We start from the raw sequence: 18,411 nt of genomic DNA on the forward strand, positions 1-18,411 counted from the left end.
TCAGTCTTCGGTTTGCGTCGCGACGAGCTTCCAATTGGGATCATTCGCCTTTGCATCGCGCGCAAAGGTCCAGCGCTCGACGACTTTGCGCGTCTGCCCGCCGTCGATCGTTTCGCCGGCCTGGTCACGCCGCACGCTCATCAGTCGAACGACGAAACGCACCGTCACCTCATTGCGGCCGGCGATGGCCCGGGCGGCGTCGACCGTCGCCGAGTCGATCGCGACGACGGCGGTCTCCATGCTTTCGCCCTGCTGCTCACGCCGGGCAATCTCCGCCGAAAACCCGTCGAAGACGTCCTGCGACAGCAGCGGCTTCAAGGTTTCCCGGTCGCCCTTGGCGAAGGCCGTGACGATGAGTTCATAGGCGCGGCGCGCCCCGCCCACGAAGGATTTGCCATCGAAATTGGGGTCCGACGCCGCCACGGCGTCGAGGCCGCTCCAGGCGGAGGCGACGCCTTTCTCAGCCACGCCCTCCCAACGCTCCGCGCCAGTGGGGCGCGATGGCGCTTCGGGGGGCGGCGCGACGCCCGGGGCCGGGGTGACCGCAGCTGGGGCCGGACCACGCGGCGCGAAGCGGGCGGGGGGCGGCGTGTCGCGATCCACCCGCATTCCGAGCACCGAGCGCAGCTTCCAGATGACGAAAACCGCGAGCGCCGCGAAAACGATAAGGCTGGGATCGAAGAGATCGCCGGAGGCCGGCATTGGCAACTCCCGAATGAATTTGTCGTCGGCTATCATGTCGCTTCGTACATGTCACGAATCAAGGGGCGGGCGTATCGCCGCGGGCGGTCAATGGCCGCAAAGATCGGATGATCGGTGAAATCTAAGCTTGTCGGCGCCGTCCTCGCAACCTGGATCGTGCTGGAGATTCTGTGTTTTGCGCTGGTCGTCCACGCCGTCGGGCTTCTCGCGGCGATCGCGCTCGCCATCGGCGCTTCACTGCTCGGCCTCTCCGACGTGCGGCGCCTCCTCGATTTTGTCCGCGCCGGATTGGCCGCCAAGGCGAAAGGCGAAAGCTCCGCCCTGCACGACGGGGCCTTTCTTGACGCAGCGATGCAGGCGCTCGCCTCCATCCTGCTCATTCTGCCTGGCTTCGCCTCGGATTTTGTCGGGCTGGCGCTGAAGTCGCCGTCCGTGCGGCAGAGCCTGGCGCGGCGGCTGCGCGCGCGGTCCCGGAACGCTGACCCGCGGCTGATCGACCTCGACCCGCGCGAATGGCGGCGCGACGCGCGTCGCCCGCGGCGAACCGCGCCGAAGTAGGCCGGCGAAGTAGAACCAGGGGCGCGCCTTGTTCGCTTCTGACAGACGTGTTAGGCGGGCGCGAATTCTCATGACAACGGCTTTGCTGGAGATCCTACATGACCGACACCAATGGCAACGGCGCGCAAGGAGCGCCGGGCGGCGCTCCGGCCCTCAATTCGCTTGCTCAATATCTGAAGGATTTCTCCTTCGAGAATCCCAATGCGCCGCGTTCGCTCGGCGCGCAGGAGAAGGCGCCAAACATCTCGATTCAGGTCAACGTCAACGCCAAACAGCTGGCGCCGACCGACTTCGAAGTCAGTCTGATGCTCGACTGCAAGGCGGGCGAGGGAGACGGACTGCTCTTCAAGCTCGACCTTGAATATGGCGGCGTGTTCCGACTGTTGAACATTCCCGAAGACCAGGTGCATCCGATCGTGATGATCGAATGCCCGCGCATGCTGTTTCCCTTCGTTCGCCAGCTTGTGGCCGACGCGACGAGCAAGGGCGGTTATCCGCCGCTCTATATCGATCCGATCGACTTCGTCGCGCTCTATCAGCAAAAGGCCGCCGAAGCGGGCGTCCAGAGCGGCGCTCAGGGCAATTAGCCAGCAGGTTCCGAAAAGTTGGCAGACTTTTTCGACGAGAACCTGCTCCAGCTTTTCGATTTTGAGCGATTCCATATCGATCACATGATTCGATGTGAATTCCATGTGATCGGGAAGCGCTCTAGCCAGCGACGCTCGGCGCGGCGTCTTCGTCGCTTGCGAGGTAGCGATCCCAGATCGGGGATTTGATCGTCGCGACAAAGACAGAGTGGGCCGTCTCTTCGGCCGCGCTTAACCGCGGCGCGAGCGGCTCGGGGCGACGGCGCAACAGATCGTTCAAGGCGGCGATGCGCACAGCCTGAACGGTCTGAAGCGACAACGCAGACTGGCGTCCCCCGCAAAGCTCGGCATAGACCTCGGCGAGGAGATTGGCGTCAAGCAGGGCGCCATGCTTCTCGCGCCGCGACAGATCGATCGCGTAGCGCTGACACAGGGCGTCAAGAGAATTTGGGCCGCCAGGGTGGCGGCGGCGCGCCATGGCGAGCGTGTCGATGATGCGCGCGCCGCCGAGCGGCGGCAAATTCATGAGGGCGAATTCGGCGTTGAGAAAGCGCGTATCGAATTCGGCGTTGTGAATAACCAGCGGCGCATCCTCGATAAAGTCGAGAAATTCGGCGGCGATTTCCTTGAAGATCTGGTGCTGCGCCAGAAATTCGCGCGAGAGGCCATGCACCCGGAAGGCCTCGTCCGGCATGTCGCGCTCTGGATCGATGTAGCAGTGGAAATGTCTGCCCGTCGGGATGAGATTGGAAATCTCGACCGCGCCGATTTCGACCACGCGATGCCCGCTCGACGGATCGAGCCCCGTCGTTTCAGTGTCGAGAACGATCTCCCGCATTTTTCACCCGAGCCGCGCGTTAAGCGCTTTCACAATGTTTCGCACCTCTTCGCGCGCTGCGTCGAGACCCTGGTCGGTATGGACCACAAAATCGGCGCGGGCGCGCTTTTCTGAATCAGGCGTCTGCTTCGACAGAATGGACGCGAATTTCTCCGCCGTCATGCCGTCCCGGGCAAGAACGCGCGCCTTTTGCACATCTTCCGGCGCGGTGACGACGACAATGACCTCGAAGTCCTTTTCGGCGCCGGTTTCAAACAGCAGCGGGATATCGAAAACGACGATGCGGTCGCCCTGATTTTTACGTTCTTCGATCAGAGCGTCCCGCGCCGCCCACACCATCGGATGCACGATCGCTTCCAGACGCTTGAGCGCCGCGGGATCGTCAAGAACGCGGGCGGCGAGCCGCGGACGGTCGACGACGCCATTCACGACCACGCCGGGAAACGCGCGCTCGATCTCGGCCGCCGGCGGTCCTTTATAGAGGTCATGCACGAACTGATCGGAATCGAGAACCGCGATGCCTTCGGCGCGAAACATGTCGGCCGTCGTCGACTTGCCCATGCCGATCGACCCGGTCAGCCCCACACGCAGCATCTTTGGCTGTGTCACGAAAGGAGCGCCCCCTCGCGCCGAAGCGCCTCGAGAAGCTCCAGCAGCGGAAGCCCCATGATGGTCCAGTAATCGCCTTCGACCCTGGAGAAGAGTTGCGCGCCCAGGCCTTCGATCTGATAGGCGCCGGCTGAAGTCAGCGCATTCTCTCCGATCGCCGCCAGATAAGCGGCGATGAAATCTTCGCTCAGCGCGCGCATGGTGAGGTCGGCGACGCCGACCGTCGCAAAGACGACGGCGCCGTCCCGCGCCAGGGCGATTGCCGAATGCAGGCGGTGCCGGCGGCCGGAGAGGAACCGCAGAAGCGCTTCGGCGGCACGCATATCCGCCGGCTTGCCGAAAATCCTGCCTTCGCAGCTTGCGACCTGATCGGCGCCGAGCACGAGCCGGCCGCCAGCGGAAACGACGAGCGCCTTGGCGCGCGCCAACGCTAAGGCGATCGCGTCGGCGTCGGCGCCGCCGAGCCGCGATTCGATCGCCCGTTCGTCGACATCGGCGGGGATTATCTCAAAAGGGACGCCCGAATGCAGCAGCGCCTGCCGCCGGCCGGCGCTCTTCGAGGCGAGAATCAGCGGCGCCGATTCGCGCCAGAAGGTCGAACTTAGCCTCGCGGTCACGTCCACAGCCCTCCCGCATAAGCCGAAGAGCGGGGATAAAACGCGCTCAAAAAATGCTCCGCTTCGGTTAGCGGGCACAGAGTCCCCAAACGCTCAACAGGAGAAGCCCTGTCGAACGGATTCCCGCCGGCGCCGGTACAGGAGGGATTCACAGGCCATCCACAATCTCTTGCGCCGAGAACGACCGATACGTCCATGATTCCATTCACTGTCTGAATTTTTCCCGCTACGGCCCCCGCGACCGGGTCTTCGCGGCTCGCCTGTGGGCGACTGGTTAATGAAAATTAACTTTTGTCCGCTACGCGATACAACTGAAGAATCAATTCTTATTAAAATGAATTTTGTTTTAATGGCGTTTCGCGCTACCCCGCTTGTCGAGGACGACAGACGGAGCGAACGCGATGGCGGAAGAGAAGGCGCTTCTTTCGGTTCTGCGCAGACAGGTGCGAAGCGTTCCGCCGCTCTGGCTGATGCGTCAGGCGGGCCGTTACCTTCCCGAATATCGGGAGGTTCGGGCGACGACGAAGAGCTTCCTCGATTTTTGCTATTCGCCGCAGAAGGCGGCCGACGTGACGCTGCAGCCGATCCGGCGCTTCCACTTCGACGCAGCGATTTTATTCTCCGACATTCTTGTGGTGCCCGACGCCATGGGCCAACGGGTTTCCTTCGAGAGCGGCTCGGGTCCGCGGCTGGAGCCGATTGAAACCCCGGAGCAGGCGCAGCGGCTCGGTGCGTTCAAGATCGAGCATCTTTCGCCGGTCTTTGAGACGATCGATCTTGTAAAAACCGCGCTGCCTTCGGACGTGGCGTTCATCGGTTTTTGCGGCGCGCCGTTCACGGTCGTGAGCTATATGATCGCCGGGCAGGGCACGCCCGATCAGGCGCCGGCGCGTCTGTTCGCCTATCGTTATCCCGACGCGTTCGCGCAGCTGATCGATCGCGTCGTTGAGGCGTCGATCGACTATCTTGCGCGTCAGATCGAGGCTGGCGTCGAGGTCGTGCAGATCTTCGACAGCTGGGCGGGCGTCTTGCCGGCGAATGAATTTCAGCGCTGGTCGGCGGAGCCGGTCCGGCGGATCGTGGAAGGCGTCAAAGCGCGCCATCCGCAAACGCCGGTAATCGCCTTCATACGCGGCGCCGATGCGCATCTGCCCAAGCTCACGCAGACGATCGGCGCCGATGGCTATGGCATCGATACGGCGCTCGATCCCGCATGGGCCGTTGCGCAAACCCAATCGAACGTGCCGCTGCAAGGCAATCTCGACCCTCTCGTGCTTGTCGCGGGCGGAGACGCGCTGGACCGCGAAGTCGATTCGATTCTCGCCGCCTTCGAAGGCCGTCCGCATATTTTCAATCTGGGTCACGGCATCTTGCAGCAGACGCCGATCGAAAACGTCGAGCGGCTTGTCGCGCGCGTTAGGGGGGCCGGCTGACATGTACCTCTGGATCAAAGCGCTGCATGTGATCGCCATCATCTCGTGGATGGCGGGGCTTCTCTATTTGCCGCGTCTCTTCGTCTACCATGCAAGCGCGGGCGAGGGAGCGCTCTCTGAGACGTTCAAGATCATGGAGCGGCGGCTGTATCGCTACATCATGACGCCGGCGATGCTCGTCGCCTGGATGACCGGAATCTATCTGGCCATTGAGGGCGGCGCGCTGTCGTCAGGATGGTTTCATGCGAAAGCGACGCTCGTGGTGCTGCTCACCGCCGCGCATATTCACGACGGCGCGCTGATGCGCCGTTTCGCGGCGGACGCCAATGTTCATTCGCCGCGCTACTATCGCATCTTCAATGAACTGCCGACCCTGCTGATGATTGGCGTCGTTATTCTGGTGATCGTCAAGCCGTTCTGACTCGCGAGCAGGTTCCGAAAAAGTTGACAGACTTTTTCGATGAGAACCTGCTCCAATATTTCGATTTTGAGCGATTCCTTATCGATCACATGAGTCCATGTGATCGGGAAGCGCTCTAGGCGATGATCTTCTCCCAGTCGGGAGCGATCGGCCGCGGTGCGCCATTCACCTTGCCCTTGTTGGCGCCATAGATGCGCTCCGCGGTTCGCCAGCAGAGATCCGCGCAGGCCTTGTCGCTCAGCTGGTCGAGAAAAACGTCGTAGCGTTGGAGTTCAGGTCCCAAGCGCTCGAATTTGGCGACGAGATCGGAGCCCAAACAAATGCGCTCGCTATGACGTTCGGTGAGAGCCAGCCAATTTTCGTCAGGCGCGCAATCGGGGCAGATGGCGACGTCGTAGATCACCCATGAATAATCGACGCACACGTTAGGATATTGGTCGAGCAGTCGCTCGACCATCTGATAATAGAAGGGCGCATTCACGCGGCGCGACATGCCGCAATGCGCGAAGATAAAGCGCGTGCGCGGAAATTCGCGCAGCGCCTCTTCAAGTTCGAAGAGATAGACGGGATGATCGCCCTTCGAAACGGCTGTGACGTTTTGATGCAACAGCACCGGAAGGTCGTAGTGGCTGGCAAATTCGTAGATCGGGTAGAGCGCGCGATGATTGGCGCGCGCATTTTCGCCGAAGGTGAAGGCGGTGAGATCGTCGTGGCGCAACAGCATTTCGCCAATCCCGCTCCACACGTCGGGATATTGCTCATATAGCCGCTCGACGTGACGAATGGCGTAACGATCGACTGGATTGAAGCCGCAGATCAAAGGATAGAGTCGGCTCCGATGCTCTGCGGGGAGCGCGCGCACCATTTCGGCGACGATGACGTCCGTATGGGCGTAATAATAGCAGTGCGCGTCGTTGGCGAGATAATAGTCCGGCGGCTCGCGGTCGTATTCGTTCCATAGTTTGCGCACGGGCAGTCCGAAAATCACCGCCTTATCGACGTTGGCGCGATCCATGTGATCGATCAGCGCCGGTCCGCCTGGCGTCTCCTGAACGAAATCGACGACGTGAAGATGCGCGTCGATCATCCGGCGTCTGCTGCCGCGAAGCCGCGCAAGCGAACCGACGTCTTGCGATTTGCGGCGCGAAATACGCGATGGTTCATAGGGCATTGTCCGCTCCGAGCTTGGCGAGCAATTGGACGGCCTCGTCCGGCCTGATTCGATTGTAGAGGTAAAGCCAGGCCCGGCGATCGCCGATGATCTCGACGAGCTGTCGGCGATCGAATTGATCAAGCAGAGTCGCGCTGATGGCTGGCGGGAGCGCGCGCAGCAGCAGCGCCAGATCGCGCGCGTTGCGCGTCAACTCCGCGACGCGCGCGAATCCGATGCTGTCGAACAGCGCGCGTTGAGCGTCTTCGGCGAGCGCGTTTAACGCGAGCGCTAGATCGTCGCCATGGCGGATGAGGCGACGCAAATAATCGGCGCCGAGAAGTTCAAGAAGCCGCCGGCTGCGTTGCGCATAGGTCCATTCCAGAACGCCTGAAAGGTCTCGCGCGGTGACGATGAGCTTGCGTAATCCTGGTCCGCCAAGAGTCTCGATGACGCTCAACCTGACTTGCGGCTCCGCGATCGTCGCCAGCAGCTCGCGCAGGTGACGCGCGGTCTGCAGAGCGTCGGCCAAGGAATCGCCCATCGCCTCGACGAGGAAGATCTGGTCGTCGCGACCGAGCCCGCGCATCAGCAGCGGCAGGTCCGAAGGCTTGCGAATGATTTGCGGCAAATGCGGGCGCAGCTGCGTGAGAACCTCCCGGTCGCGGCGGCCGTTGAGAACGTCGAGAAGGACGACAAGCTCCTCGGCGTCGCCGACGTCGGCGCTTTCGCCGTCCAATCGAACCGGATAGCGAGCGAGAGTGATGGCGGACATCTGAAGTCCCATGAGCGAAGAGGGAGAGATGAGCAAAGGGGAAAAGATTATGCGGCGCCCAAGTTCGGCAGCGCCAGTCCGGCAGCGCCAGTCCGGCAGCGCCAGTCCGGCAGCGCCAGCGGCGCTGACCGGTTTGGCGCGATAGGGCCGCTTTAACGGAACTCTTGATTCATGTCTGGAAATTGTCTAAGTGAACCCTATCCCTCTGAGGCCCGTGTCTGCTTGTAGCGGCATCGCCGGATTTTCGCCGGCGCTCCCCGAAGGCCGTCTCCCCCGCCACACCTCTTCTCTCCGGCTCGTTTCCATCTGCGCGCCAGTAATACCCAAGGTTCCTCCTGAATGCGGGAAATTAAACTTTCGGACTTGAAGGCCAAGTCCGCCGCCGAACTCCTCGCTTTTGCCGAAGAGCACGAAGTCGAGAACGCCTCTCTCCTGCGCAAGCAGGAACTCCTCTTCGCGATTCTGAAACAATTCGCGAGTCGCGACGTCGAAATCGTCGGCGTCGGCGTTGTCGAAGTGCTGCAGGACGGCTTCGGCTTCCTGCGGTCGCCCGATGCGAATTATCTCGCCGGTCCCGACGACATATACGTCTCGCCCTCGCAGATCCGGAAGTTCGGCCTGCGCACCGGCGATACGGTCGAGGGCATGATCCGGAGCCCGAAAGAGGGCGAACGCTATTTCGCGCTGTTAAAAGTCAACAGCATCAATTTCGAAGATCCCGAGAAGGTGCGCCACAAGGTGCCCTTCGACAATCTGACGCCGCTCTATCCGGACGAGCGCCTCAAGCTCGAGATCGAAGACCCGACCCGCAAGGATCTCTCGTCGCGCATCATCGATCTCGTCGCGCCGATCGGCAAAGGGCAGCGCGCGCTGGTCGTGGCGCCGCCGCGCACCGGCAAGACCGTGCTCCTGCAGAATATCGCGCAGTCGATCACGACCAATCATCCCGAGTGCTATCTCATCGTGCTGCTCATCGACGAGCGGCCTGAGGAAGTCACCGACATGCAGCGCTCGGTGAAGGGCGAGGTCGTCTCCTCGACCTTCGACGAGCCGGCGGTGCGCCACGTGCAAGTCGCGGAAATGGTGATCGAGAAGGCGAAGCGTCTCGTCGAACACGGCCGCGACGTGGTGATCCTGCTCGATTCGATCACGCGGCTCGGGCGCGCCTACAACACCGTCGTGCCGTCGTCCGGCAAGGTGCTGACCGGCGGCGTCGACGCCAATGCGCTGCAGCGGCCCAAGCGCTTCTTCGGCGCGGCGCGCAATATCGAGGAGGGCGGCTCGCTGACGATCATCGCGACGGCCTTGATCGACACCGGCTCGCGCATGGACGAAGTCATCTTCGAAGAGTTCAAGGGCACCGGCAACAGCGAGATCATTCTCGACCGCAAGGTTTCCGACAAGCGGATTTTCCCGGCGCTGGACATCACCCGCTCCGGCACCCGCAAGGAAGAGCTGCTCGTCGCGCCCGACATCCTCAAGAAGATGTATGTGCTGCGCCGGATCCTCAATCCGATGGGCACGGTCGACGCGATCGAATTCCTGCTCGGAAAGCTGCGCGAAACGAAGAACAATCTGGGCTTCTTCGATTCGATGAATACGTAACGGCGATAAGCGTTGAGCCGACTCGTCGGCTCTCGTCTCGCCGCCTGTTTTATTCGTTGAAACGCAGCGCCATCAGCGTTTCGTCGAGATAATCGCCGTCGCCGTTTTTCGCTGAGCGCTCTTCGACGCCATAGGCGCGAAATCCCCATCTCTCGTAGAAACGCAGCGCGCGAAAATTCGTCGAGACGACGGTGAGCGTGACGATCTCGACGCTGCCGCGCGCCTCGTCTATCAGTCTTTTCATGATCGCGTCGGCGGCGCCGGATCCGCGCTCAGCAGCCTTCACATACATGCCGTAGAGCAGCGCTTTGTGGCGCGTCTTCACGCCGTCGCTCCAAGCCAGTCCGCCAACGCCAATCATTCGCGAATCTTCTGCGTTGAACGCGCCGATGACAAAGTCGCGCTGAAGGCGTGCGGCGACCGCGTCTGGCGCGATGTGAGCTTCATCTTCCGGCGCGAAGCGAAAGGCGCGGGGCTCCAATGTAAAGCTCTCAAGTCGCAGCGCTTGAAAGCGTTTCGCGTCCGAGCCGTTGAGCCGGCGACATATTGCTTGCGTTCGCATATGTCTTTGTGCCGGACAGTCCTTGCGAATTCCAGCGGCGAAAGGAATAAGCGGCGCGCATGTTCAAGGATTTCGCCAATGTGTGGACGATCGTCGGCCTGGCGCGCGACTTAAAGCGCGACGCGCCGCTGGCGATGCGCGTCGCCGGCGAGCGCGTCGTCTTCTTCCGGGACGCCGGCGGCAAGGCCTGCGCCCTCATCGATCGCTGTCCGCATCGCGGCGTCGCGCTCTCGCTCGGGCGAGTCGAAAAGGGCGTCATCGAATGCCCCTTCCACGGCTGGCGTTTCGACGGCGCCGGCCGCAACTGCCACGTCCCCTGGAATCCGGACGCCAAACGCGAAAACTTGAGCGCCGTGGCCCTGCCGTGTCGCGAGTCCGGCGGTCTGCTGTGGCTCTACACGGGGTTCGATCCCAACGAGGAACCTTCGCCATCTCAGAGGCTTATGGCGCCGCAGGGCGTCGCGCTGTGCGCCCAATCGGTGGTCTGGAAGGCGCATTGGACGCGAGTCATGGAAAACATGCTCGACAGTCCGCATCTGCCTTTTGTGCACCGCAGCACGATCGGGCGCGATCTTTCTAAGCACGTCGGCGCCGGCAGGCTGGACATGATTTTTGAAGCGACGCCCTACGGCGGACGCATTTGCGCGAGCGTCGATGGCGCGCCCCGCGCCGGCAATATGGATTATCGCTTTCCCAATGTGATGGAGCTCTTCATCGACCCGCCGGGGAAGATTTTTCGGCTCATGGTCGCCTGCATCCCCGAAGACGAGCAGACGACCCGGCTTTGGCTCCTGACCGTGCGCAGTTTCGCGCGTGCGCCGCTGTTTGATTTCGGCTTCCGCTGGATGAATCGCAGGATCGCCCGCGAGGATCAGGCGATCGTTGAATCCTCTCTGCCGCCCGTGGTTCCGCCGGCGGCCGAAGAGGCGTCCGTTCGCACCGATGCGCCGACCCTGGCGTTTCGCAAGATTTATCGCGAGCGGTTGCTGGGAAGTTCCGGATCTGCGCCGCGCGGAAACCAGGCAGCCTCGCCGTGACGCCGGATGACACGATCTTCGCGCTCGGCACCGGCGCAGGGCGCGCCGCCATCGCCGTCATCCGGATTTCGGGGCCAGGGGCCGGGGAGGCGGTCATGGCGCTCGCCGGCAAGCTCCCGGCGCCGCGGCAGGCGAGCTTTGCGGTTCTGCGCGATCCAGAAACTGGGGAAATGCTTGATCGGGGGATTGCGCTGTTCTTTCCCGGTCCCGCGTCGACAACGGGCGAGGATTACGCCGAACTGCAGCTCCATGGCGGCCGCGCGGTCGTGGAGGGCGCGCTCGCCGCTTTGCATCGGCTCCCTGGCCTTCGGCCGGCCGAACCCGGTGAATTCGCGCGCCGCAGCTTCGCCAATGGCAAGCTCGATCTCTCTCAAGCGGAAGCGCTGGCGGATCTCGTCGACGCGCAGACCGAGGCGCAGCGGCGACAAGCGTTGCGGGTGGCGGGCGGCGCGTTGCGCCGGAAGGTCGAGGGCTGGCGGGCGACGCTGGTGGAGTCGCTGGCGCTTGTTGAAGCCGAACTCGACTTCAGCGACGAGGCGGACGTCGGGGTGTTTTCGCCGGCGCGGCTCGGCGCGCTGCTTTCGCCGCTTGCCGAAGACATGCGCGCGGCGCTGCAGCTCGCGCCAGCCTCAGAGCGCATGCGCGATGGGTTCGTCGTTATGATTCTCGGGCGGCCGAACGTCGGCAAATCGACGCTGATCAACGCGCTGACCCGGCGCGACCTGGCGATCGTCTCGCCGATCCCCGGCACGACAAGGGATATGATCGAAGCCCATCTCGATATTGGCGGATTGCCGGTCACGCTGATCGACACGGCAGGTCTGCGTGAGGCGGCGGACGCGATCGAGCGGATTGGCGTCGATCGGACGCTGGCGCGGGTCGAAACCGCCGATCTGGCGCTTTGGCTCTCGGATTCTGCAGAGGCGCCGCCGGCGCACGACGTCGAGACAATCCGCGTCGCGACCAAAACCGATCTGACGCCGGCGCCTCAAGGCGCGATCGGCGTCTGCGCCTTGAGTGGCGAGGGGCTCGAGACTCTGGCGGCAGCGATTGGAGCGCGCGCCCGGGCGCGCCTGGGCGACGGCGCGGCGTCGCTGATCGCGCGAGAACGGCATCGCCATGCGTTGGAACAAGCCGTTGAAAATATTGAAGTTGTCCTTGCTGGCGGCGAGGCGCTCGAGCTTCAGGCCGAGGAACTGCGCCGCGCCAGCGCCGCGCTCGGGCGGATTGTCGGCGCCGTCGATGTTGAGGAAATTCTCGATGCGGTCTTCTCGCGTTTCTGTATCGGCAAATGATATGTTTCACGTGAAACAGGAGAAATGATTTACGGGATGAAGCAATTCGACGTCATTGTAATCGGCGGCGGCCACGCCGGCTGCGAGGCTGCGGCCGCGGCATCGCGTCTTGGCGCCCGAACGGCGCTGGTGACCCAGAATCGCGCAAAAATCGGCGAAATGTCCTGCAATCCGGCGATCGGCGGGCTCGGCAAGGGCCAGCTGGTGCGAGAGATTGACGCGCTCGACGGGCTGATGGGGCGGGTCGCCGACGCCGCCGGCATCCAGTTCCGCGTGCTCAACCGCTCCAAGGGCCCGGCGGTGCGTGGTCCCCGCGCCCAGGCCGACCGCATGCTCTATCGCGCGGCGATGCAGGCGGCGCTCGACGCAACCGCAAATCTGACGATCGTCGAAGCCTCCGTCGAAGATCTGCTGATGGAGCGCGAAACTGTTCGTGGCGTCGTCACCGCCGAGGGCGAGATCAGGGCCGCATCCGTCGTCGTCGCCACCGGCACGTTTCTCGGCGGGGTGATCCATATCGGCGATGAGCGCACGCCGGCGGGTCGGATGGGCGACGCGCCGTCCAACGGACTGAGCCGACGGTTGCGGGCGGCAGGCTTTGCGGTCGCGCGGCTCAAGACCGGCACGCCGCCGCGGCTCGACGGGCGCACCATCCGCTGGGAGGCTCTCGAAGTCCAATGGGGCGACCCGACGCCCGAGCCCTTCTCCTATTTGACGACGGCGATCGCGAACCGCCAGATCGCCTGCGGCGTCACCCGCACGACGCCTGCCGCACATCAGATCATTCTCGACGATCTGCATCGCTCGCCAATGCGGACGGGGGCCATCTCCGGCCCGGGACCGCGCTATTGCCCCTCGATCGAGGACAAGGTGACGCGCTTCGCCGACCGCGACGCCCACCAGATCTTTCTCGAACCCGAAGGGCTCGACGACGACACGGTCTATCCGAACGGCATTTCGACCTCGCTGCCGCTCGCGACCCAGCAGGCCTTCATCAACGCCATTCCTGGGCTCGAGAAGACCCGCGTTCTGCGACCGGGCTATGCGATCGAATATGACTATGTCGATCCGCGCGAACTCTGTGCGACGCTCGAGACCAAGCGTTTTCGCGGGCTCTTCTTCGCCGGGCAGCTCAACGGCACCACCGGCTATGAAGAGGCTGCGGCGCAGGGGATTCTTGCCGGGATCAATGCGGCGCGCTACGCCGCCGGAACGGCTGCGATCATCTTCGATCGGGCCGAAGCCTATCTCGGGGTGATGATCGACGATCTCGTCACCCGGGGGGTCGGCGAGCCCTATCGCATGTTCACGTCGCGCGCCGAATATCGCCTGTCGCTGCGCGCCGACAATGCCGACGAGCGCCTGACGCCGCGCGGGATTGAGATCGGCTGCGTCGGCGCTGATCGGGCGTCGCATCACGCAGTTCGCGCGGCCAGCCTGCAGGCGGCGCGAACGATGCTGCAGACGCGCGAATTGACCTCGGCGGCCGCGCGCCGGCATGGGCTGCCGGTCAATCAGGACGGGCTGCGCCGCAGCGCCTATGCGCTGCTGTCGTTTCCGGACATCACCCTCAATCGCCTCGCGGCGATCTGGCCCGAGTTGAGCGGAATTGACCCGCAAACTGCTGAACGCATCGAGACCGAGGCGCACTACGCCGTCTATCTCGACCGCCAGCAGGCCGATATCGACGCGTATCGACGTGATGAGCGGCTGGCGCTGCCGGATGGGTTAGATTATGCGGCGATCGCCGGGCTCTCGGCGGAATTGCGCGGAAAATTGAGCTATCTGCGGCCGCGCACCATCGGTCAGGCGCAGCGCATCGACGGCATGACGCCTTCGGCGTTGACGCTGTTGGCGGCGCGGGCGCGCCGCGCGTGAGAGACAGATCTTGCCGGGAAGAGGCGCTCAGTCTTTTCCCAGAGCTCAAACCGATTGAAGCCGAGCTTGAGATCTACGAGTCGCTGCTGCGTCGCTGGCAGGCGAAGATCAATCTCGTTTCCTCGGCGACGCTCGACGACATTTGGTTGAGGCATTTTGGCGATTCGGCGCAGGTTCACGCCGCCGCGCCGCACGTCAGGCGTTGGGCGGACCTGGGGTCCGGCGCGGGATTTCCGGGGCTGGTGACCGCGCTTTTGTTGAAGTCAACGCCGCACGCGCTGGTGCATCTGATCGAGAGCGATCAGCGCAAGGCTGGATTCCTCCGCGCTGTTTCACGTGAAACAGGAGCGCCGGTGGTCATTCATGCTGAGCGGATCGAAAGCATTCTGCCAGTTTTGGCCGCCGAAGTTGGCGGCGTCAGCGCACGCGCCCTCGCGCCGCTCTCCCGTCTCGTGCAACTTGCCGAAGCGCCGTTAGAAAAAGGCGCCCTTGGCGTGTTTTTAAAGGGGGAAGAGTGGCGAGACGAATTGACCGCGGTTGAGGCGCTCGGTAGCTTGAGCTGCGAATCGGCGGACAGCCGCACCCGTAAGGGCGCGCGAGTCGTCGTCGTCAAGCACAAGGTTTCCCCATCGTGACCGCTTCCGCTTCGCCGCGCATTTTTGTGCTGGCCAATCAAAAGGGCGGCGTGGGCAAGACGACCACCGCCATCAATCTCGGCACAGCGCTCGCGGCGGTCGGCGAGGAAGTTCTCGTCATCGACCTCGATCCGCAAGGCAATGCCTCGACCGGCCTCGGCGTCGACCGTCATCAACGAACGATTTCCACCTATGACGTGCTGCTCGGCGAATCGAGCCTCGCCGACGCGATCATCGCGACGGCCGTGCCGCGGCTGTCGATCGCGCCGTCGACGCTCGACCTTCTTGGCGTCGAGCTCGAAATCGCCAATGACAAGGATCGCGCCTATCGGTTGAAGCGCGCCTTCGCCGAGCTGGCGGCCGATCACGATGCTGAGCGGCGTTACAGCTATATTCTGATCGACTGCCCGCCATCGCTAAATCTCTTGACAATCAATGCGTTAGCGAGCAGCGACGCCGTCGTTGTGCCGCTGCAGTGCGAATTCTTCGCGCTGGAAGGCCTGTCTCAGCTCCTCTCGACTGTCGAACAGGTTCGGCAGACTCTCAACCAAAAGTTGTCGATCCACGGCGTCGTTCTGACGATGTATGACCCCCGCAACAACCTCGCCAATCAAGTCGTCGCGGATGTGCGTCGTTTCATGGGCGAGAAGGTCTATCAGACGATGATCCCGCGCAACGTCAGGGTCTCGGAGGCGCCTTCACATGGCAAGCCGGTGCTGCTCTATGACCTCAAATGCGCGGGCAGTCAGGCCTATCTGAAGCTCGCCTCGGAAGTGATCCAGCGCGAGAAGCGGTTGCGCGCGGCCTAAGAGTCACGCAGCCCAAGATCAAGCAGTCCGAGCGCCAAGCAGTCTTAGAGCCAAGCAGCCTTAGAACCAAGAAGGAGCCTTCAAGATGGCGGATGACTCGCGGCGCCGGCTGGGCCGGGGATTGGCGGCGCTTCTCGGCGACGCCGCCGCGGACGCCGCTCCGGTAGAGCGGCCGCGCGGTCCGCGAACGGCGCCGATCGAGTTCCTGCGCCCGAATCCGCGCAATCCGCGTATCTCCTTTCGCGAGGAGGATCTGGCCGAACTGACCGCTTCGATCCGCGAGAAGGGCGTGATCCAGCCCATTATCGTGCGCGTCATCGTCGGCGTCGCCGACGCCTATGAAATCATCGCTGGAGAGCGGCGCTGGCGCGCGGCGCAAATGGCGGGTCTTTCCGACGTGCCGGTCGTCATCCATGAGGCGAACGACAAGGAAGCGCTCGAACTCGCGATCATCGAGAATGTCCAGCGCGCCGACCTCAACGCGATCGAGGAGGCGAAGGGCTATGAGCGGCTCGGCGCCGAGTTTGGATATTCCCACGGCGAAATCGCGAAAATCATTGGCAAGAGCCGGTCGCACATCGCCAATACGATTCGCCTGCTCGCTTTGCCGGAGGACGCGAAACGCCTCGTGGGCGAGGGTGCGATTTCGGCCGGCCACGCACGCGCGCTTCTCGCCGTGGCGGACCCCAGCGCGGTGGCGCGCCGCATTGTCGAAAAGGGATTGACGGTTCGCGACGTCGAGCGACTGGCCAAGGACCACGCCCTGAATGTTCGCCCGTCGAAGAGCGTCGCCGCTCGCCCCGCCAAGGACGCCGATACGCGCGCGATAGAAAAGACCTTGAGCGATGCGCTCGGCATGCGTGTCGAACTTCGTTCCGAGGGTGAGGGCGGCGAGCTTCGGATTCGCTACGAATCATTGGAGCAACTCGACTCGATTTGTCGGCTGCTGACCCAATAGCTTTCCTCTTGGTCACAACGTCGACGTCAGCTGGTCGGCGTGGTCAGAATAGACGGCGCCGTCTTGCTGCGGCAATGGCGCTCCGCCACGCGCAGCGCGGCTTTCCTCGATCGGCGTTGGCGCACTCTCAGCGATGCCCCGCAACAAAAAACCCCCGGCTCGCGCCGGGGGCTTTTTGTATCGGAAACCGACCCGCAAGGGCCGGTTTCACGTGACTGCTAACCTTAGAACAGCGGCGACAGAAGGCTGCCGCCGAAGCGATAGGTGAGGCCCGCCGAGATAACCACCGGATTGATCGGCAGAGACACCTTGACCGGGATGTAGACCGCTCCCAGCGCCGGCGCTTGCGGCAGGAAAGAGACGACGGTGGAGTGAACCATTGGGTGCAGCCCGATATATTTGAAGTCGACGTTCACGCCCCAATGTTCGTTCAGCATATAATCGAAGCCGATCTGTCCGACGGGGCCCCAGGACGGCGCGACCGTGGCGTATTGGAAGGTGCTGCGGACTCCCCCCAGACCCAGGGTGCTAAGCGGCGCGCCAGGGGCGAAAGGAATCGACCAGGTGTCGTTATTGACGCGGGTGTTCCAGAAAGTGGTGAAGTTCAAGCCGACGCCGATGTAGGGCTGGAAAGCGCCGAAATTGGTGACGTGGTATTGCGCCATGATAGACGGCGGGAACAGCCAGGCGCGGGCGAAGTCGCTGGAGATTGTGCCGGTGCCCTGGATATGATGGTGCGCGACGCAGCAAATCGCTTCGATCGCCCAGTTCTTGTTGAGATAATAGGCCACGTCAAGCATCGGGATAATGGCCGACGAGGTATTGGTGCTCGCGCCGGCAATGACGCCATTAGCGCCGGTCAGGCCCGAAAGCCGACCAATGGAGCCCAAGCCGGGATATCCGGAGCCCGAGTCGTAGACCGTGCCATGGCCGTTGAGCGGAATGACGCCGGCAACCTTCAGGCGCACCTGAAAGGGCTGATAGCTATCCACCAAGACCGGCGGCGGTCCCTTGATCGAGGGTAGAGCGCCGCCCGCGCTGGATGAAGCAGACGCGATAGCCGCCAGGGGATCGAAGTGCCAGTTTATGCCCGCGCGAACGACTTGAAAGCGCGTCGGCGAGCTATGCGTCGCTGCGAACACAGGAGATGTGGGGCCGATCAGAGCCGGGACGCCGCCGTTGAGCGGCACGGAATTCGCGGTCGTTGAGCCGAGATCGACGTAGAGATACTCGGCCTTGAGCGACCATGAGGGGAACATGGAGGGCGACCATTCGACGCCGCCGCCCGCGGTCCAGCCGGTTTTGGTGTTGTCGTAATAGCCGTTGCCGATGCCGCTTATTCCCAGATTGATAAAATTATCGGCGAAGCCCACATTGTTGACGACTTGGCCATAGGCGAAACCACCCGTGCCATAGATCATCAGATTCGGTATCGAAATCGGGGTGAAGCCGATCCGGCCGCGCACAGTGCCGAACCAGTCGACGTTCTTCGTCGAATTCATGCTCTGCAGGTGGCCTCCGGCGGCGTCGAACCGCCCGAGGGTCGACCTGCTGTGGGAGACCGCATCGGTGGCCTGGATGTCGGCCTCGGCGCCGAAGACGAGCCAGGGGTTGAACTGATAATTGTAGCCGAGCTGCGCGCCGCCGGCGATCCCGTGCAGATCTTGCCCGACGCTCCAGGTGGAGCCAAGCGGCGCTAGCGGAGCCGCCCCGATCACCGGAATGCCGGTGAGGTAGCCCAGGCCGCCGGTTTCCCGAGTGTTGTCGCCGAAGGCGTAACCGATGTTGACGCCCCCGTAGAGACCCGTCCAGGTGAACGTCGGCGGCGGCGGCGGCGGCGGCGCCTTATAGCTGGGCAGGTCGGCGGCCTGGGCGGCGGCGCCCACGCTCCCGACCACAAGTGCGGCTAGCGCGCCGCGAACAAAATTCTTCATCGGAACCC

General features: G+C 63.2%; 19 protein-coding genes. 11 read left to right on the top strand and 8 right to left on the bottom strand.

Going from position 1 to position 18,411, the window contains the following annotated elements; genetic code table 11:
- Entirely contained in the window at positions 1 to 738 is a 738-nt protein-coding gene (locus IYX23_RS16675; RefSeq protein ID WP_348643678.1) for a Tim44/TimA family putative adaptor protein, read from the bottom strand.
- A gap of 78 nt (positions 739 to 816) precedes the next feature.
- On the opposite strand from IYX23_RS16675, the gene IYX23_RS16680 reads away from it, so the two are divergent.
- Both IYX23_RS16680 and secB read left to right on the top strand, forming a co-directional pair.
- Positions 817 to 1,260, top strand: coding sequence for an FxsA family protein (locus IYX23_RS16680; RefSeq protein ID WP_196394105.1), 444 nt, complete (start codon positions 817 to 819; stop codon positions 1,258 to 1,260).
- A 98-nt stretch (positions 1,261 to 1,358) separates the two neighbouring features.
- Positions 1,359 to 1,847, top strand: a complete 489-nt coding sequence (gene secB / locus IYX23_RS16685) for a protein-export chaperone SecB (RefSeq protein WP_196394106.1) — start codon at positions 1,359 to 1,361, stop codon at positions 1,845 to 1,847.
- 121 nt (positions 1,848 to 1,968) lie between these two features.
- Here the strand turns inward: secB and dnaQ are convergent, their stop codons facing one another.
- The 3 genes from dnaQ to IYX23_RS16700 are packed head-to-tail and all read right to left on the bottom strand — an operon-like array spanning position 1,969 to position 3,917.
- A complete protein-coding gene (gene dnaQ / locus IYX23_RS16690) occupies positions 1,969 to 2,685 on the bottom strand; it encodes a DNA polymerase III subunit epsilon (protein WP_196394107.1) in 717 nt (238 codons plus the stop codon).
- Positions 2,686 to 2,688: 3 nt separating this feature from the next.
- Complete coding sequence (gene coaE, locus IYX23_RS16695) at positions 2,689 to 3,279, bottom strand: dephospho-CoA kinase (RefSeq protein ID WP_196394324.1); 591 nt, start codon at positions 3,277 to 3,279, stop codon at positions 2,689 to 2,691.
- Positions 3,280 to 3,290: 11 nt separating this feature from the next.
- A complete protein-coding gene (locus IYX23_RS16700; RefSeq protein ID WP_196394108.1) occupies positions 3,291 to 3,917 on the bottom strand; it encodes a Maf family protein in 627 nt (208 codons plus the stop codon).
- Positions 3,918 to 4,312: 395 nt separating this feature from the next.
- On the opposite strand from IYX23_RS16700, the gene hemE reads away from it, so the two are divergent.
- A complete protein-coding gene (gene hemE / locus IYX23_RS16705; RefSeq protein WP_196394109.1) occupies positions 4,313 to 5,344 on the top strand; it encodes a uroporphyrinogen decarboxylase in 1,032 nt (343 codons plus the stop codon).
- A gap of 1 nt (position 5,345) precedes the next feature.
- Positions 5,346 to 5,765 (top strand): protoporphyrinogen oxidase HemJ, encoded by a 420-nt coding sequence (gene hemJ, locus IYX23_RS16710; RefSeq protein ID WP_196394110.1) that lies wholly within the window; start codon positions 5,346 to 5,348, stop codon positions 5,763 to 5,765.
- Positions 5,766 to 5,880: 115 nt separating this feature from the next.
- On the opposite strand, the gene IYX23_RS16715 is transcribed toward hemJ, so the two are convergent.
- Together IYX23_RS16715 and IYX23_RS16720 are read right to left on the bottom strand one after the other, a co-directional pair.
- A complete protein-coding gene (locus IYX23_RS16715; RefSeq protein ID WP_196394111.1) occupies positions 5,881 to 6,936 on the bottom strand; it encodes an amidohydrolase family protein in 1,056 nt (351 codons plus the stop codon).
- Complete coding sequence (locus tag IYX23_RS16720; protein WP_196394112.1) at positions 6,926 to 7,690, bottom strand: hypothetical protein; 765 nt, start codon at positions 7,688 to 7,690, stop codon at positions 6,926 to 6,928. The genes IYX23_RS16715 and IYX23_RS16720 overlap by 11 nt, the downstream gene beginning before the upstream one ends.
- A 339-nt stretch (positions 7,691 to 8,029) precedes the next feature.
- On the opposite strand from IYX23_RS16720, the gene rho reads away from it, so the two are divergent.
- Complete coding sequence (gene rho, locus IYX23_RS16725; RefSeq protein ID WP_018406432.1) at positions 8,030 to 9,295, top strand: transcription termination factor Rho; 1,266 nt, start codon at positions 8,030 to 8,032, stop codon at positions 9,293 to 9,295.
- Positions 9,296 to 9,344: 49 nt separating this feature from the next.
- Here rho and IYX23_RS16730 read toward each other — a convergent pair whose 3' ends face one another.
- Positions 9,345 to 9,857 (bottom strand): GNAT family N-acetyltransferase, encoded by a 513-nt coding sequence (locus IYX23_RS16730; RefSeq protein ID WP_196394113.1) that lies wholly within the window; start codon positions 9,855 to 9,857, stop codon positions 9,345 to 9,347.
- A 59-nt stretch (positions 9,858 to 9,916) separates the two neighbouring features.
- Here IYX23_RS16730 and IYX23_RS16735 point away from each other — a divergent pair, with 59 nt between their 5' ends.
- From IYX23_RS16735 to IYX23_RS16760, 6 genes are all read left to right on the top strand, one after another.
- Positions 9,917 to 10,894, top strand: a complete 978-nt coding sequence (locus IYX23_RS16735; RefSeq protein WP_196394114.1) for an aromatic ring-hydroxylating dioxygenase subunit alpha — start codon at positions 9,917 to 9,919, stop codon at positions 10,892 to 10,894.
- A complete protein-coding gene (gene mnmE, locus IYX23_RS16740) occupies positions 10,891 to 12,189 on the top strand; it encodes a tRNA uridine-5-carboxymethylaminomethyl(34) synthesis GTPase MnmE (protein WP_196394115.1) in 1,299 nt (432 codons plus the stop codon). Before IYX23_RS16735 ends, mnmE begins: the two co-directional genes overlap by 4 nt.
- A 36-nt stretch (positions 12,190 to 12,225) precedes the next feature.
- Positions 12,226 to 14,067, top strand: coding sequence for a tRNA uridine-5-carboxymethylaminomethyl(34) synthesis enzyme MnmG (gene mnmG, locus IYX23_RS16745; protein ID WP_196394116.1), 1,842 nt, complete (start codon positions 12,226 to 12,228; stop codon positions 14,065 to 14,067).
- Positions 14,064 to 14,702: a 16S rRNA (guanine(527)-N(7))-methyltransferase RsmG gene (locus IYX23_RS16750; protein ID WP_196394117.1), complete on the top strand. Its 639-nt coding sequence runs from the start codon at positions 14,064 to 14,066 to the stop codon at positions 14,700 to 14,702. Before mnmG ends, IYX23_RS16750 begins: the two co-directional genes overlap by 4 nt.
- The gene (locus tag IYX23_RS16755) at positions 14,699 to 15,511 is read left to right on the top strand and encodes a ParA family protein (protein ID WP_196394118.1); all 813 of its coding nucleotides are present in this window, start codon (positions 14,699 to 14,701) and stop codon (positions 15,509 to 15,511) included. The genes IYX23_RS16750 and IYX23_RS16755 overlap by 4 nt, the downstream gene beginning before the upstream one ends.
- An 85-nt stretch (positions 15,512 to 15,596) precedes the next feature.
- Positions 15,597 to 16,469, top strand: coding sequence for a ParB/RepB/Spo0J family partition protein (locus IYX23_RS16760; protein WP_196394119.1), 873 nt, complete (start codon positions 15,597 to 15,599; stop codon positions 16,467 to 16,469).
- A 224-nt stretch (positions 16,470 to 16,693) separates the two neighbouring features.
- Here IYX23_RS16760 and IYX23_RS16765 read toward each other — a convergent pair whose 3' ends face one another.
- A complete protein-coding gene (locus IYX23_RS16765; protein WP_196394120.1) occupies positions 16,694 to 18,403 on the bottom strand; it encodes an OmpW family outer membrane protein in 1,710 nt (569 codons plus the stop codon).
- Between the last annotated feature and the right edge of the window lie 8 nt (positions 18,404 to 18,411).

Source organism: Methylocystis sp. L43, from assembly GCF_015709525.1.
Lineage (GTDB): Bacteria > Pseudomonadota > Alphaproteobacteria > Rhizobiales > Beijerinckiaceae > Methylocystis.